This window comes from Pseudarthrobacter sp. MDT1-40-2, assembly GCF_059383595.1.
Genome location: NZ_JBWZCL010000003.1, coordinates 12180 through 26445 on the forward strand (window position 1 = coordinate 12180; position 14266 = coordinate 26445).

At 60.6% G+C, this 14266-nt stretch carries 11 protein-coding genes; 8 read left to right on the forward strand and 3 right to left on the reverse strand.

What is annotated here, in order from left to right:
• The first annotated feature begins 344 nt into the window (after positions 1-344).
• From AC50X5_RS10730 to AC50X5_RS10765, 8 genes are all read left to right on the forward strand, one after another.
• Positions 345-1286, forward strand: a complete 942-nt coding sequence (locus AC50X5_RS10730) for an ABC transporter permease (RefSeq protein WP_494976102.1) — start codon at positions 345-347, stop codon at positions 1284-1286.
• Positions 1283-3070 carry a dipeptide/oligopeptide/nickel ABC transporter permease/ATP-binding protein gene (locus tag AC50X5_RS10735; RefSeq protein WP_494976103.1) on the forward strand — a complete coding sequence of 596 codons (1788 nt, stop codon included), beginning with the start codon at positions 1283-1285 and terminating at the stop codon, positions 3068-3070. Before AC50X5_RS10730 ends, AC50X5_RS10735 begins: the two co-directional genes overlap by 4 nt.
• Entirely contained in the window at positions 3067-3927 is an 861-nt protein-coding gene (locus AC50X5_RS10740; protein WP_494976104.1) for an ATP-binding cassette domain-containing protein, read from the forward strand. Before AC50X5_RS10735 ends, AC50X5_RS10740 begins: the two co-directional genes overlap by 4 nt.
• 33 nt (positions 3928-3960) lie before the next feature.
• Positions 3961-6036, forward strand: a complete 2076-nt coding sequence (locus tag AC50X5_RS10745) for an alpha-amylase family protein (protein ID WP_494976105.1) — start codon at positions 3961-3963, stop codon at positions 6034-6036.
• Positions 6037-6130: 94 nt separating this feature from the next.
• Entirely contained in the window at positions 6131-7612 is a 1482-nt protein-coding gene (locus AC50X5_RS10750; protein ID WP_494976106.1) for an FAD-binding oxidoreductase, read from the forward strand.
• Positions 7609-9810: a malate synthase G gene (locus AC50X5_RS10755; RefSeq protein WP_494976107.1), complete on the forward strand. Its 2202-nt coding sequence runs from the start codon at positions 7609-7611 to the stop codon at positions 9808-9810. The genes AC50X5_RS10750 and AC50X5_RS10755 overlap by 4 nt, the downstream gene beginning before the upstream one ends.
• Before the next feature lie 26 nt (positions 9811-9836).
• A complete protein-coding gene (locus tag AC50X5_RS10760; RefSeq protein ID WP_494976108.1) occupies positions 9837-10262 on the forward strand; it encodes a GlcG/HbpS family heme-binding protein in 426 nt (141 codons plus the stop codon).
• A gap of 241 nt (positions 10263-10503) precedes the next feature.
• Positions 10504-10932 (forward strand): universal stress protein, encoded by a 429-nt coding sequence (locus AC50X5_RS10765; RefSeq protein WP_494976109.1) that lies wholly within the window; start codon positions 10504-10506, stop codon positions 10930-10932.
• 189 nt (positions 10933-11121) lie between these two features.
• Here AC50X5_RS10765 and AC50X5_RS10770 read toward each other — a convergent pair whose 3' ends face one another.
• The 3 genes from AC50X5_RS10770 to AC50X5_RS10780 are packed head-to-tail and all read right to left on the reverse strand — an operon-like array spanning position 11122 to position 13642.
• On the reverse strand, positions 11122-12075 hold the full coding sequence (locus AC50X5_RS10770) for a hypothetical protein (RefSeq protein WP_494976110.1): 954 nt from the start codon (positions 12073-12075) through the stop codon (positions 11122-11124).
• Complete coding sequence (locus AC50X5_RS10775; RefSeq protein WP_494976111.1) at positions 12072-12998, reverse strand: NAD-dependent epimerase/dehydratase family protein; 927 nt, start codon at positions 12996-12998, stop codon at positions 12072-12074. Before AC50X5_RS10775 ends, AC50X5_RS10770 begins: the two co-directional genes overlap by 4 nt.
• Positions 12995-13642 (reverse strand): MerR family transcriptional regulator, encoded by a 648-nt coding sequence (locus AC50X5_RS10780; protein WP_494976112.1) that lies wholly within the window; start codon positions 13640-13642, stop codon positions 12995-12997. Before AC50X5_RS10780 ends, AC50X5_RS10775 begins: the two co-directional genes overlap by 4 nt.
• Positions 13643-14266 lie beyond the last annotated feature (624 nt).

The following is a 14266-nucleotide window of genomic DNA, read 5'->3' on the forward strand; positions in this document are numbered from 1 at the left end:
ACTTCAAGTGATGCGGGTAACAGCAATTTGCTGGTGTGGCCGCTGACCGCCAGTGTTCATGTGGCGGAAATCAATGAAACCGACAAAGGGGTCGCGATGTCCGACAGAATTCCCCCGGAGTGCACGGCTGCGTGCCTTGCACGGCAGAGGGGGTGGGAGCAGATTCGCACCGATCTGCATTCTCTCCGGGTGCCCCGAGTCGGGCCCTGGTCACAACGCTCCCGGATAGGTACCAACCCAGGAGAGTCGCAGGTACCGCTGTCCAGGCTCCTGCATCAGCTGCCCTTAGTTGCATTTAGGCTGCCGGCCACTCCGGCTCCCGTTCTATCTCATTAAGGTTCTCCATGATTCCCTATATTCTTCGCAGGATGGCAACAGGAGTTGTCCTTGCAGTCCTCGTGACGCTCATAACCTTTTGGTTATTGAGCTTTTCCTTTACAGGAGTTGCATCAAACATTCTGGGTCCTGCCTCCTCAGCCGAGGCGGTGGACGCCCTTATGGAACAAAAAGGGCTGAACCGCCCTGTCCTCACCCAATATTTTGACTGGCTCTGGGCCGCTCTCAGGGGGGACTTCGGGGTCTCCTACTTCACCAGTGAAGCGGTGGGCAAAGCTGTCACATCCCGGCTTGGAGTGACGCTGTCCATCGTTCTGGTGGCCTTGGTACTTAGTGTCATAGTCAGCGTCTTTCTTGGTGTATTGGCTGCTTCACGCGCCGGAGCCGTGGACCGCATCGCCCAAGGCACGTCCCTGATTGGGAACCTGTTTCCCAACCTTCTGATTGCGATCGGGCTGGTTGTGATATTTGCCCTCAACCTAAGGCTGCTCCCGGCCACCGGATTTACGCCTTTCTCAGAGGACCCAAGACGGTGGGCTGCTTCCATCACCATTCCGGTCATAGTCCTGGTCATCAACGGGGTCGCCAACATGTCGGCCCAGATCCGGGGCACGATGATTGGGGAACTTCAAAAAGACTATGTGCGGACGCTTCGTACACGGGGAATCCCTGCGCGATCCATCGTTTACCGTCACGCACTGCGTAACGCGGCTGCGCCCGCCCTCGTTGTGCTCTCCTTGGAGTTCATCTCGATGTTTGGGGGCGCACTCATCATCGAAAACGTCTTCGCGCTCCCAGGTTTCGGCTCTTTCGCATTCAATTCCTCACTGCAAGGTGATATTCCGGTGATCATGGGCGTCACCATCTTTAGCGTCATGCTCGTCGTATCCGTCAACCTGCTGACAGACGTCATCAACGGTTGGCTCAACCCGAAAGCGAGGCTTTTTTGAGCACCGAAGTAGCCCTCCTTGAGACGGAGACGATTGAAGCCGGCTCACAACGTTCACCCTTCCGGCGGCTGGTCAGGGACCCGCAGGCTGTCATCACCACAGCACTGCTGCTCATACTGATCCTGCTAGGTCTGCTGGCGCCCTTTATTGCCCAACACCACCCCAACGAGTCCTCACTCAACGCGGTGAACGCCGAGATCGGCGCACCTGGATACCTCCTGGGCGGAGACCAAAGCGGACGGGACATCTTTTCCCGGTTGCTCTACTCCATCAACACCGGTGCTATCTCCGCGCTCATCGGCACCGGCGTGGCCTGTTTTGTCGGTTTGACCTTCGGGCTTATTGGCGGTTACTTCGGCGGGCGGGTCCGGACCACGATTGAGTGGATCTTCAACCTGATCATGACGTTCCCAGGCCTTCTTCTCCTCATCGTCCTGATGCCACTGACCAAGGGAGATTTCCGCATCACCATGTTGATCTTCGGTGTCCTCCTTTCACCGTCGATCTATCGAATCGTCCGCAACGTCACCGCTGGAGTGAAGAACGAGCTTTATGTTGACGCAGCAAAGGTTGCCGGGTTATCGACGGCAAGGATCCTCGGACGACACGTAATGCCCGTAGTGAGAGGGCCGGTCATAATCTCGGCAGCTTTCCTCATGGGGGCGGCCATCAACCTACAATCTGGCCTGGCATTTCTCGGCGTAGGATCCACGGAAGTCCCCAGCTTCGGCTCCATGATCGCCACAGGGTTCCTGAACTTCTACGTTCACCCGCTGCAGTTCCTGTGGCCGGCACTGCTGCTGGGCGTAATTACTGCCTCCTTGGTCCTCCTGGGGAACTCTTTGCGCGATGCGCTTGAAGGTGCCCGGCCAAAGGCAGCCAAATTGGGAAGCGTCAAAGTCCTTGCACGAGGGGCGGCGGCCAGCGAGGCAAAGAGAGACGCGACCAACCTGCTCCAGGTAAAGGACCTGAAAATGGAGTACCCCACGCCTTCCGGGGAGCCCAAGCAGGTACTGAAAGGCGTTTCCCTCGAGCTTAAGGCCGGAGAAACCCTGGGGCTTGTCGGTGAGTCGGGTTCGGGAAAGACCCAGACTGCCTTTTCCGTCCTGGGTGTCCTGCCTCCCGAAGCGATCATCACGAGCGGGTCGGTGCTGCTTGAAGGAAGGGAACTGCTTGGTCTTCGGGAACGGGAGCTGCGGGAGATCCGCGGCAAAGAGATCGCCTACATCCCACAAGAACCCATGTCCAACCTCGACCCTTCGTTCACCGTCGGAAGCCAGCTGGTTGAAGGCATCAGGACGGCCTCCGGGATGTCCCGCTCGGCTGCCAAGGAACGTGCCTTGGAGCTTATGGAACGGGTCGGCATCCCCAATACCCGCCGTACTTTTGACCTCTACCCTCACCAGATTTCCGGCGGTATGGCCCAAAGGATCCTCATCGCCGGGGCCGTGGCAAGCCAGCCGCGGCTGCTTATTGCCGATGAACCAACAACAGCGCTGGACGTCACCATCCAGGCCGAAATCCTGGACCTGCTTCGCGACCTGCAGCAGGAAATGGGAATGGCCATTCTTCTTGTGACACACAACTTCGGCGTGGTCGCAGACATTTGCGACCGAATCGCCGTGATGCGCGAGGGCCTCATCGTAGAAGAAGGAGACGTTATGCAAGTCTTCACTAACCCACAGCACCCGTACACGCAGAAACTTCTCAGTTCCATCCTGGACGAAAGCACTCTGCGCGAAGACCTCACGCCTTTGGTAGCCACCGGCAAGGAGCAGAAATGACCGCGGACACACTACTCCAGGTGGAGGACCTTCGGGTTGCATTCCCCGGGCACGGCCTGCGCAGAAAAATGCATGAAGTGCTTCACGGTGTTTCGCTGTCAATCGCCCAAGGTGAAGTGTTGGGGCTTGTTGGTGAATCCGGATCTGGTAAGACCACCATCGGCCGGGCCGCGCTCGGGCTCGTCAAACCCACTGGTGGAACCATCACCTTCCAGGGTGAAAACATCACCCACGCCAGTCCAAGCCGGCGACGTGCGCTGGCTAGGGACATTCAGGTGGTGTTCCAAGACCCCTACTCGTCCCTGAATCCAGCGCTGACCATTGGCGACATTCTGACTGAACCCCTCGTGGTCCAAGGTGCAACCCGTGCTGACGCCCGCAAGCGCATACGTGGGCTCCTGAACCAGGTGGAACTGCCGGTCGACGCCGCCGAACGCCTGCCCCGGGAATTCAGCGGCGGACAACGGCAGCGAATCGCCATCGCCCGAGCCCTCGCCCCGGAACCGAAGCTCATCATCTGTGACGAACCGGTATCGGCCCTGGACCTGTCCACCCAGGCCACTGTTTTGCGTCTTCTCCTCGAAATCCAGCAGCGCACCGGTGTTGCGTGCCTGTTTATCTCGCACGACCTGGCTGTGGTGCGGTACGTCAGCCACCGGGTCTCCGTGATTTATAAAGGTGACATCGTCGAGACCGGACCTGCAGGGCTGGTCACCTCCTCCCCGGAACACCCCTACACAAAGACCCTGTTGCTTGCCGCTCCTGTTGCCGACCCGGTGGAACAGAAGCGAAGGCGGCTAGAACGGCTGCGCCTGGCGAAGGAGCAGAGTGCCCTTAATCCAGTGGCGGCCGGCTAACAAGCCACGCACGTCGTTTCATTCAGTTAGGTCATGATGCAAAAAGAATTCAACCTGTACGCCCGCGACCTTCCCAAGGACAGTCGATGGCACCATCCCTTCAACGTGCTGCAGACCAATCTCCAAGAGATAGACGCGGACATGGACACGGAGGCGGCAGCCGACGCGGTCGTGGACTATGGAGCTGACACCTGGCTCCTGAACGCCGGGGGGATCATGTCGTTTTATCCGACAGACCTTCCGTTCCAGACCCGTAACCCGCTGCTGGTTGACCGCCCTTCAGGGGACCTTCTTGGAGATGCAGTCAAAGCAGGCAAGGCGAGAGGGCTGAAAATTATTGCCCGCTTTGACATGTCAAAAGTGTCTGCACGTCTGGCACGCGAACATCCGGAATGGCTCTTCCGCTCTGCTGAGGGGAATCCCCAAATATACAACACCCTGTATAGCGCCTGCCCGTCCGGAGAGTATTACCAGTCACGGACTTTTGACGTTCTGGACGAGGTCCTCGACCGCTATGACGTCGACGCAGTTTTTTTCAACTGGTTCAACTTCAATGTACGCGACTACGACGAGGTCATGCATGGGCCTTGCCACTGTGAAGCCTGCATCAAGGGTTTTGCACTCTTCAGCGGTGAAAGCGAATTACCCATCGACAGGACGTCCGAGTCGTTTGGACAGTGGAGCAGGTACACGGCCGCCACGCTTAAGCAGCTCACCTCCAGGATCGCGGACCACGTGGCAGCCCGGGGCAAGGACCTAGGAGTTCTCCTTCGCGAAGGCGCGCCTATGGTGTATCTCGAGGGTAGTAACGCGTTCAAGTCCATGCCGGGGAAAGAGCTTTGGCCGCATGCTACTGCCGAGGCTGTGAGCGCCCACGTCGCCTCGCGGCCGGAGGCAGCCGTCATGGTGAACTGCGTCGGGTTTATCGACTCCGCCTACCGTATGGGCTCCGAGCAGCCGGAGCACTTCGCCCAGTACGTGGTGCAAACTATCGCACGCGGTGGAAACCCGTCGGCCTATTATTTCGGCGCCCCAGGTCGGCTCCCTACGGAATGGGCCACGTCCCACGCTCGGGACGTCATGAGGTTCCGTCAGCACAACGCTTCCGTGTACCGGGAACTGCGACCAACTGCCAGCATCGCCTTGGTTCGCCCAGACTTTTCATCCGGGGCCGCGGGTAGCTACTGGGAAATCGTCGAAGAATTCCGGGGGCTCTACCTGTCGCTACTCGAAGCACACCTCCCCTTCGACGTCGTCCCTGTGAGTGAGCTGGCTTCCATGGAAACGACCGGCGGACTTAACCGGTTCAGCCTGGTCATTCTGCCCGACCTGAGCAACATGGGCGATGCGGCATCAGCGGTCGACGCTTTTGTCCGCCGCGGCGGGAAAGTGATTTCCACTGGTTCTGCCGGCCTTGGCCGAGATGGCGACCTTGAGCTGTCCAGCAGCCCGGCGTTGCAGGCAATCACCCCGGCGCTTACAGGCACCGAACTTCGCTCTACTTATGTCACAGATCAACCGCAACCCAGAATGGCGGACTACCACTACCAGGCTCCGCTGCTGCCAGTCTTTGGTCGCTATCAGCGCTACGTCTGGAAGCCCGGTTCCGCCTCCACCGGGTTTGTGCTCCCCCGTGCACCCTTTGGCCCTCCTGAACTGGCCTACGGGCACCAAGGAAGTGGCGACCCGGCCTATGTTCGCGGGCAGTTCGGCCAGGGGGAAGTTCTTCATGTCCCGTGGACGATCGGCCGAACGTACCGCGAGTTCGGAAAAACAGACGTACGTGACCATTTCGCAAACCTTGTGCGGACGACGGTGGCGCCTGAACTTACGGCAGACCTCCACGAAAATATTGAAGTCGTCATCGGTGCCAACAACCAGGGCACCGTGCTCCACCTGGTCAACCACTCTGGTGTGCGTCGGCGCACTTACGGCCCGCACTTCCCTTTCAGCGGCGGGCTTCTGCGCCTTCATGGACGAGCCGAGAAGGAATTGAAAGCGGAGGCACTAGTAGCCGGAACTCCGTTGCAGATCCGCTACGAGGGCAGCGACCTGCTGATCGAGTTGCCAACGATCGAACTCTTCGAAGTCGTCCAACTCAAGAACTGACTGACGCTGCAAATTGCTCGGGCAGCCCGGCCCACAGAGCTTGCCCGGAACCCACTAATCTCCCAGAACATTGACCGAAAAGGAGCCCGACCACGTGTCACACGCTGCCAACGTGCAGGATGCAGAGCTACAACCTCCGGCATCCGAAGTAACAGACCAAAGCCATGCACCCGGCCAGACGATCGACGAACTCGCCCTCGTACTGCCGCCCGAAGCCCTGATCACGGATCCTGCAGCCATGGGACCGTACCAACAGGACCGCGCCTTTGATCCCGAAGCCGGCATGCCGATGGCTGTCGTGCTTCCCCTGACCACTGAGCACATCCAAGCAACCATGCAGTGGGCGGCTAAATATCGGATCCCCGTCGTGCCGAGGGGTGCGGGGACTGGCCTTTCCGGAGGAGCTACCGCTGTCAACAACGGCATCGTGCTGAGCACCGAGCGGATGCGCAGCATCCATGTCGACGCAGTCACCCGCACCGCCGTCGTCCAGCCGGGGCTGCTCAACGCCGAGGTCAAGGCGGCTGCCGCCCAGGCAGGGCTGTGGTATCCGCCGGACCCCGCGTCCTACGAGATCTGCACCATCGGCGGCAATGCCGCCACTAACGCCGGCGGCCTGTGCTGCGTCAAGTACGGTGTCACCTCTGACTACATCCTTGGGATGGAAGTAGTCACTGCCGATGGGCGAGTTGTACGCCTCGGCGGGCCGCGGCTAAAAGACGTCGCGGGCTTGTCTATGCTCAAGCTCTTTGTGGGCAGCGAGGGAACGCTTGGCATCATCACTGAGCTCACCCTGCGCCTCCTGCCGGAAGCACCGCCCGCACGGACGGTAGTAGGGTGGTTCGCCAGCAGCGCGGACGCAGCGGCCGCGATCCTTGAGATCGCCTCAAGCATCCGCCCCTCAATGCTCGAGTACATGGACGCGACGTCCATCAATGCCGTCGAAGACGTACTGGCCATGGGCTTGCACCGGCACGCGTCAGCCCTCGTCGTTGCCCGCTCGGATGACCAAAGCCCCAGCGGCGCCGAAGTCACAACCATGCTGGAAGCTTTTGCACGGCACGGCGCGTTCGAGGCATTCGAAGTTGCTGACCAACAGGAAGGTGAGCGGTTTGCCCACGCCCGGCGGATCGCCATCCCTTCCGTCGAACGCTTGGGTACACTGCTGCTGGAGGACGTAGGCGTAGCCATCCCCCGACTGGGAGAACTCATTCTCGGAGTAGAGAAGATCGCTGAAGCCCGCAACGTGGTCATAGCCTTCATCGCTCACGCGGGTGACGGCAACACTCATCCGCTGATTGTTTTCAACCCGGATGACCCCGACATGAAGGAGCGCGCATACCTCGCCTATGGCGAGGTCATGGACCTCGCCATAGACCTGGAAGGCACCATCACCGGCGAACACGGCGTAGGCCGACTAAAGCGGCCCTGGCTCGTTAACCAGATCGGAGAGGACCTCCTGGAGATCTCACACAACGTGAAACGCGCCCTCGACCCGGCAGGAATCCTCAATCCCGGGTCCATTTTCGCGGCTTCAGGTACTGCCCGCGGCGTTACAACGACAGGACGTTCATGATGGACCAGGAAGATCGCATGCAAGCCGGAGGCCTCTCCGTCGACAAGGCCTTGCACCGTTTTATCGAGCAGGAGGCCTTGCCCGTCTCGGGCATCCGAGCAGCAGACTTCTGGCAGGGTTTTGAACAGATTGTCCAAGACCTGGCACCCAAAAACCGTGAGCTACTCGCCCGGCGGGACGAACTCCAGGCACAAATTGACGGATGGCACGCACTGCACTCGGTTCCGATCGACCCAAACGAATACCGGACCTTCCTGGAAAAAATCGGGTACATCCTTCCCGAACCGGAAGACGTACAGGTACTGACCGCCGGAGTCGATAGGGAAATCGCCCACCTAGCCGGACCCCAACTGGTTGTGCCCGTATCAAATGCCCGATATGCACTTAACGCCGCAAACGCGCGGTGGGGCTCCCTCTATGATGCCCTGTACGGCACCGACACGTTGGCCCCGGCGTCGGGAGTAAAAGGCTATGATCCTTCACGCGGCAAACTGGTGGTCGCATTCGTGCGCGACCTGCTGGACGAGTTCTTCCCGCTAACTGCAGGACGCCACGCCGATTCCGTGGGATACGCCGTATATGATCACAGCCTGACCGTGGAACTGGCAGACGGCACCTTCAGCAGCCTGCTTCAGCCTGAACTGTTCGTCGGCTATCTGGGTGGGGCAGGCTCACCATCGGCAGTCCTGCTGCGCCACCATGGGCTTCACGTCGAGATCGCTATCGATGCTTCAACACAGGTTGGACGGACCGACCCGGCAGGCATCTCCGACGTCCTCCTCGAATCAGCCGTTACGACCATCATTGACTTCGAGGATTCAGTTTCTGCCGTGGACGCCGAGGATAAGATCCTCTGCTACCGCAATTGGCTCGGAATCAACCGCGGTGACCTCGCAGACAGCTTCAAAAAGGGAAGTGAAGTGGTGGTCCGGCGGCTGGCAAACGACCGGCGCTATACCACTCCAGATGGCGCAGCAGAAGTCACGGTGCCGGGACGGGCACTTCTCTTCGCCCGCAATGTCGGGCACCTCATGAGCACCGACGCCGTGCTCGATTCCCAAGGAAACGAGATCGGCGAGGGCATTTTGGACGCCGTTCTCACTACGCTGACCGCGTTGCCCGGCCGCGATCCCTCCAACCCTTTGCGAAACGGGACCCAAGGTTCCATTTACATCGTGAAGCCGAAAATGCACGGACCGGCCGAGGTAGCTTTCACGGTCGAACTCTTCCGCCGCGTGGAGGAGCTTCTTGGGCTGCCGCTGAACACGCTGAAGCTCGGCCTGATGGACGAGGAGCGACGGACGACGGTCAACCTCAAGGCCTGCATAGCGGAAGCCCGGGAACGACTGGTGTTCATCAACACCGGCTTCCTGGACCGGTCCGGCGACGAAATACACACCTCAATGGAGGCCGGGCCTTTCGTCCGCAAGGCTGACATGCGCAACCAGGCGTGGATATCCGCCTATGAGGATCAAAACGTCGACATTGGCCTTGAGGTGGGGTTGCCCGGCCACGGCCAGATCGGTAAAGGCATGTGGGCGATGCCCGAGCTCATGGCTGCGATGCTCGAGCAAAAGGTTGCCCACCCCCTGGCTGGGGCCACTACTGCCTGGGTACCCTCCCCCACCGCGGCGACCCTCCACGCCATCCATTACCACCGCGTAGATGTTCCTTACCGACAGCGGGACATCGCCAATCAGGGCCGCCGCGGCACCCTTGAGGGACTGCTGACTCTTCCCATCGAAGCTAACCCCTCGTGGTCCGCGGCCGAGCGTCAGGAAGAACTCGATAACAATATGCAGTCGCTGCTCGGCTACGTCGTCCGCTGGATTGACCAGGGGGTGGGATGTTCCAAGGTCCCTGACATGCAAGACATTGCGCTCATGGAGGACCGCGCCACCTTGCGCATATCAAGCCAACACATCGCCAACTGGCTCCGCCATGGAGTAGTGAGCGTGCAGGACGTGCAGCAAAGCATGAAACGGATGGCCGCAGTTGTAGATGAACAGAACGCAACTGATCCGCTGTACCGACCCATGTCCTCCAACTACGAGGAAAGCATCGCCTTCCAGTGCGCTGTCGATCTGGTGTTCCAAGGAACCAGCCAGCCCAACGGCTACACCGAACCTCTCCTTCACCAACGACGACGTGAAGTCAAAGCGGCCCTTATCCGCTCAGCAGCAATTCCCGCTGTTTAACTCATGAACGCACAAGGAAAAACCTCATGCAAAACTATGTTGAAACACTTTCGGTGAGCTATCCGGTCGCCGCACGGGCTGTCTCGTTGGCCATCGAGGAAGGGTCTAAGCGAGGTGTTTTGGTCGCAGTCACTGTCGTCGATCCTATGATGGGTCTCGTTGCCTTCGGCCGGGCGGACGGATCGATGCCCCACAGCGTTGAGACAAGCCGACGGAAAGCCAATACAGCGGCGTCCTCTCGTAGGCCCAGTGGATGGATGCAGGGAGACTTCGCGCTTGCCCTTCCAATGGGAACCGACAATCTTCTCACAAACATTCGCGGTGGATTCCCCTTAGTTCTGGACGAAAAGCACCTAGGCGGCCTTGGCGTCGCCGGTGGAACCCCTGACCAGGACGCTGAAATCGGCCTAGCAGTACTCGAAGCTCTCAGCAGCTCAGTAGCTGCGACCTGATCCTTTCAGGTTGAAGCCTCTTAGTTTTTCCGGAACCCCTTCGAATGTTCAGCGGACCCGCTATCTGCGACCCCCTGCACCCGTCGCCTCGGCTGCAAGGGGTCGAGGTAGCCGTTCCGGATTGCTCGGTGACCGCACCGATATGGCGGACCAAACTAACCTCCCGCCTCGAAGTTAGGCCAGGCTACGATCTGCGCCTGTGAGACCCAAACGCCCATAGTTCAAGCAAAGGAGCACGCACATGAGCGCAATAATAGTTGTAGGAGTTGACGGCAGTGCAACCGCGAAAAAGGCCGCGGAATCGGCGCGGAATCTCGCAGCTGCCGTGGGCGCTTCCCTCCACGTTGTGTCGGCCTTCGACAGCGATCGCGCTGAGGTCTTTGACGTCGGCAGTGACAAATGGATCGTGTCCGACGCTGACTCTGCTGAGCATGTTGCCCGGTCGGTGGCACAGTCGTTAGGCCCTGGGATCAACGTGACAGTTTCAGCCGTCCGCGGCAGACCCGCGGACGCCCTTATCAAGGAAGCGGTCCGGATAGACGCAGGCATCATAGTGGTGGGAAACCGCAGAATGCAGGGGATCGGCCGCGTCCTAGGTAGCGTCGCCAATAGCGTGGCGCACAATGCTCCCTGTGACGTCTACATCGCCAACACCTACGACGCCGAATAACTTCTTTTCCGCGATTCCTCGTGGCCTCCTGTTTGAACCCAGGAGAATGCGCCAGGTTTTTAGTTGAATTGGGTGCGGCGAACAGGTTTTCTTGCTCCGCAAAGGGAACGCCCCATTGCATGATGCCGCGTCCCTGGTTCCTGTCGCTGCGGGCCTCTTAGTCGCATCGGTTTAGCGGGTAACGCTTACTCAAACATTCTGTAACGGTGCTCTCTTTGATGACTTTGAGCTGAGGAAGAAAGTATGAGCTGCGGAGCTTCCGCAGAGGAGAGCAACAGCCCACCCCGCGGCGAGAAAGAAGCCGTCCGGGCGGACGACCGATTGTCCCGCGGCTGCTTGAGCAGTGAGAAGTCCGACGGCGGCGGCGTAGGCAAGGGAGGCGGCGACCACCAGACGCAGTTGTACTCCGGGTGGCGAGAGAAGAGGGAGGTGGCGTGCTGCGGCGTTCAGGCCGATGGCGAGGAGAGGAAGCACTTGCAGCGCGTGCATTCCAATGAAGTGAGCGATTCGGTAGTCGCCGCCCTGTGTACTCCATCCCAGTAGCGGCAGGCCGGGGCCACCGTCGGTCACGCCGACCGCATGTGCCCCGGCGATTCCGGAAGGAGTACTCAGTTGTTCAGCTGTTGGGCCGGTCATGAGGAATGCGACTCCGATTCCGGCGAGGGCGTTGGCCAAGCCAGCGCGCAATGCGACGGTGATCGCCGGCGTTTGTAGGCGCATGAAAAATGCTGCTGCCGACGTCACGAGTGTGCAGAGGTACATGATGGTGATGGCCGTTGCCATGGTCGCCCAAACCGCGGTGTGTAGGCCGTTGGAGATGTTGAAGTGGCTTGTCGTGCCGGTGGCTGCGGCCCAGATGATCAACGCTTGTTCGATGGCGAGGGTGACGGCGATGATCGTGCCAAGAGCATGCGTAAGGCGCCGCCACCGGGGCAGGTGAGCGATGAGCCAGGCCCAGGTGAATGTGTACACGAAGATCGAGAGCGAGAATTTCAGCGGTTTGGACCATGCCGGCGTGCCCAGGATCTCGCGAGGATCAAGCACAATGCCGGCGATGCTGAGTGCGGCGCAGGAAAGCATGAGGCCTGCGACGATCATTAGTGGCCGGTGCCATCGATAGGCCCGGCGCAGCGTCGCGATCATGACGTCATTCGCCTGTGCGCAAGCGACGTCGCAATGCCGTGTGCAGTTGGTGTCGCGGTCATGCCGAAGGCCGCTTCGAACCTGTTGGAGTCGAAGAGGTAGGGCCGGGTGTACTGGTAGTCCATTTCGAGAGTTTCGCGAGCTGCGGGATTGAAGAGTGCGCCGATTCGCATCGTCGTGCTTCCCATTACCGCGGTGCGGGCATCGGGACCGGCCGCGATTTCGACGTATTGGCGGCCTGTCAGTGCGGGGGCGGTCGGTAGGTGCCACGTCTGGCCTCTGGCGGCGGGTTCTCTACCGAGGATGGCGAGGGCGTCGCCGATGTCGGGGGTGTAGGTGAGGGAGTGTGGTTGCTCTGCGTCGAAAAGCCAGGTCCCGGCTTTTCCTGCGGCGACCTTGTCGAGGGCGAAGGTGTTGAAGACGCTGGTGCTGGCACCTGGGCCATAGAAGTCAGCGCTTCTCCCGATGGTCACCGTCAGTCCCCGTGACTGAGCGTCGTCGAGAGAGCGCAGGGCGGCTGCGCGCACTTCACCTTTTTTGCTCCTCGGTGCGAGGGGCGTGTGTTCGGTCATGACGCCGTCGACGAGGCCGTACGCGTAGACGTTGTCGAGGTAAACAAGATGAACGCCGTGCTCGAGCGCGGCGACGATCGTGTTGCGGAGGACAACGGGCCATTGTTCCGCCCATACGCGCGCCGAGTACGGGAGGCCTGCGGTGAGGTAGGCGACGTCGGCGCCTTGCAGTGCGCGCGAAACGTCGCTGGCACTGAGAAGGTCAGCGGTCAGGGAATGCGCTCCGGCAATGGCCGATGGGAGGCGGCCGACGGAGGAAGGTCTTTCTCCAACCGCGGTCAGGGCGCGCAGGGTTTCGCGGCCGACGATGCCGTTGCCGCCGAGAACAACGTGACGGGATGTGATGGTCATGAGGGGGTTCCATTCGGATCGATGGTGGGAAAGAGGGTTGACGTGGCGTGTTGGTGCGCAAGGCGGCGCAGGCCAGCGAAGAGCGGGTCACCGAGCGCCGTCCCCACGACCATCAGTTCTGCCACTTCATCGGGGCCAGAGAGTGCCGTGAGTGCGTTCAGATCCGCGTCGGCCGCAGACGCCGCCGCCGCCGCATAAGCACCGAGATATTCATCGGGCGCGTCGAATCCGATCGCATGAAGCCCGTCGAGGGCGCGAGCTGCCTCATCAAGTCCAGGGTTGTCATCGGTAATGCACCATCCCTGGTGCTGGGCGACGGACGCAACGCGCTCTCGGGTGATGGCGCTCGGTGTGGACTCTGCTGTTCTCGGGGTGCTCATGGCGTGTTGAGCGACGCGGAACGTCTCGGCGATCGGCATGCCGGGGGTGTCGATCACCCGGATGACCTCCCTCGTGGCGGAGATGGACAGGCCGCCCGTCTCGATAAGTGCGCGAATGAGACGAACTCGTTGTACGTGCGTCTCGCTGTAGGCGACTTGGTTCGCTGAGGACCGGATCCCTTCAGGGATAAGGCCTTCGCGCTGGTAGTACTTCACTGCAGACAAGGGGACGCCCGCCGACTTGGCCATTTCGGATATCTTCACTATCAGATAGTAGCAGTATCCGTTAGCACAAGCAATGACGTTTGGGGCGACCTGGCTCGACGGCTGCACCTCTGCTCGTGAACGACCGTTCATGGGTTAGCCGCCCCGACCTAGGAACAGGCCGGCGACGGCGAAGTCCCTTGGTGATAGGGTTGGGCCGCCGCTGCCGCCGTAGATGACCCGGCTGTCGGCCTGACCTCGACCGCGCGTCGGCGCCCTCGGCCTTCAGGTCCCCAGCACGAAGGGTGCAAGCCCTGGCCGAAGAGGTCCAGGAGCATCTTGCGCCCCAGCGTGGATGGTCCCGGCCCGGGTTTGCCGAGAATGAACGTAGGCAGCTTGGGGATCAGGTGGCGCGCTGGAACCAGCTGATCAGGGCCGCAACAGATCGTTGCCTGGGCTTCCTCATGCCGGCCCAGTGGCACGCCAATCATCGGCGAAGACGTGCCGGAGCTGCACAGGCCACGACCCGCAGACCAACACAGTCGCGCCTATACTCCCGCACCGCAACGACGAAGGCAGCTGCTCCCCCACCAAGGCCGCCCCAGCCGCGTGAGCCGGCGCCGGACACGGCCGGTTCGCGACAGCGTATAGGGCACCCGATGGTGTGAGGGCGTCGAATGACGG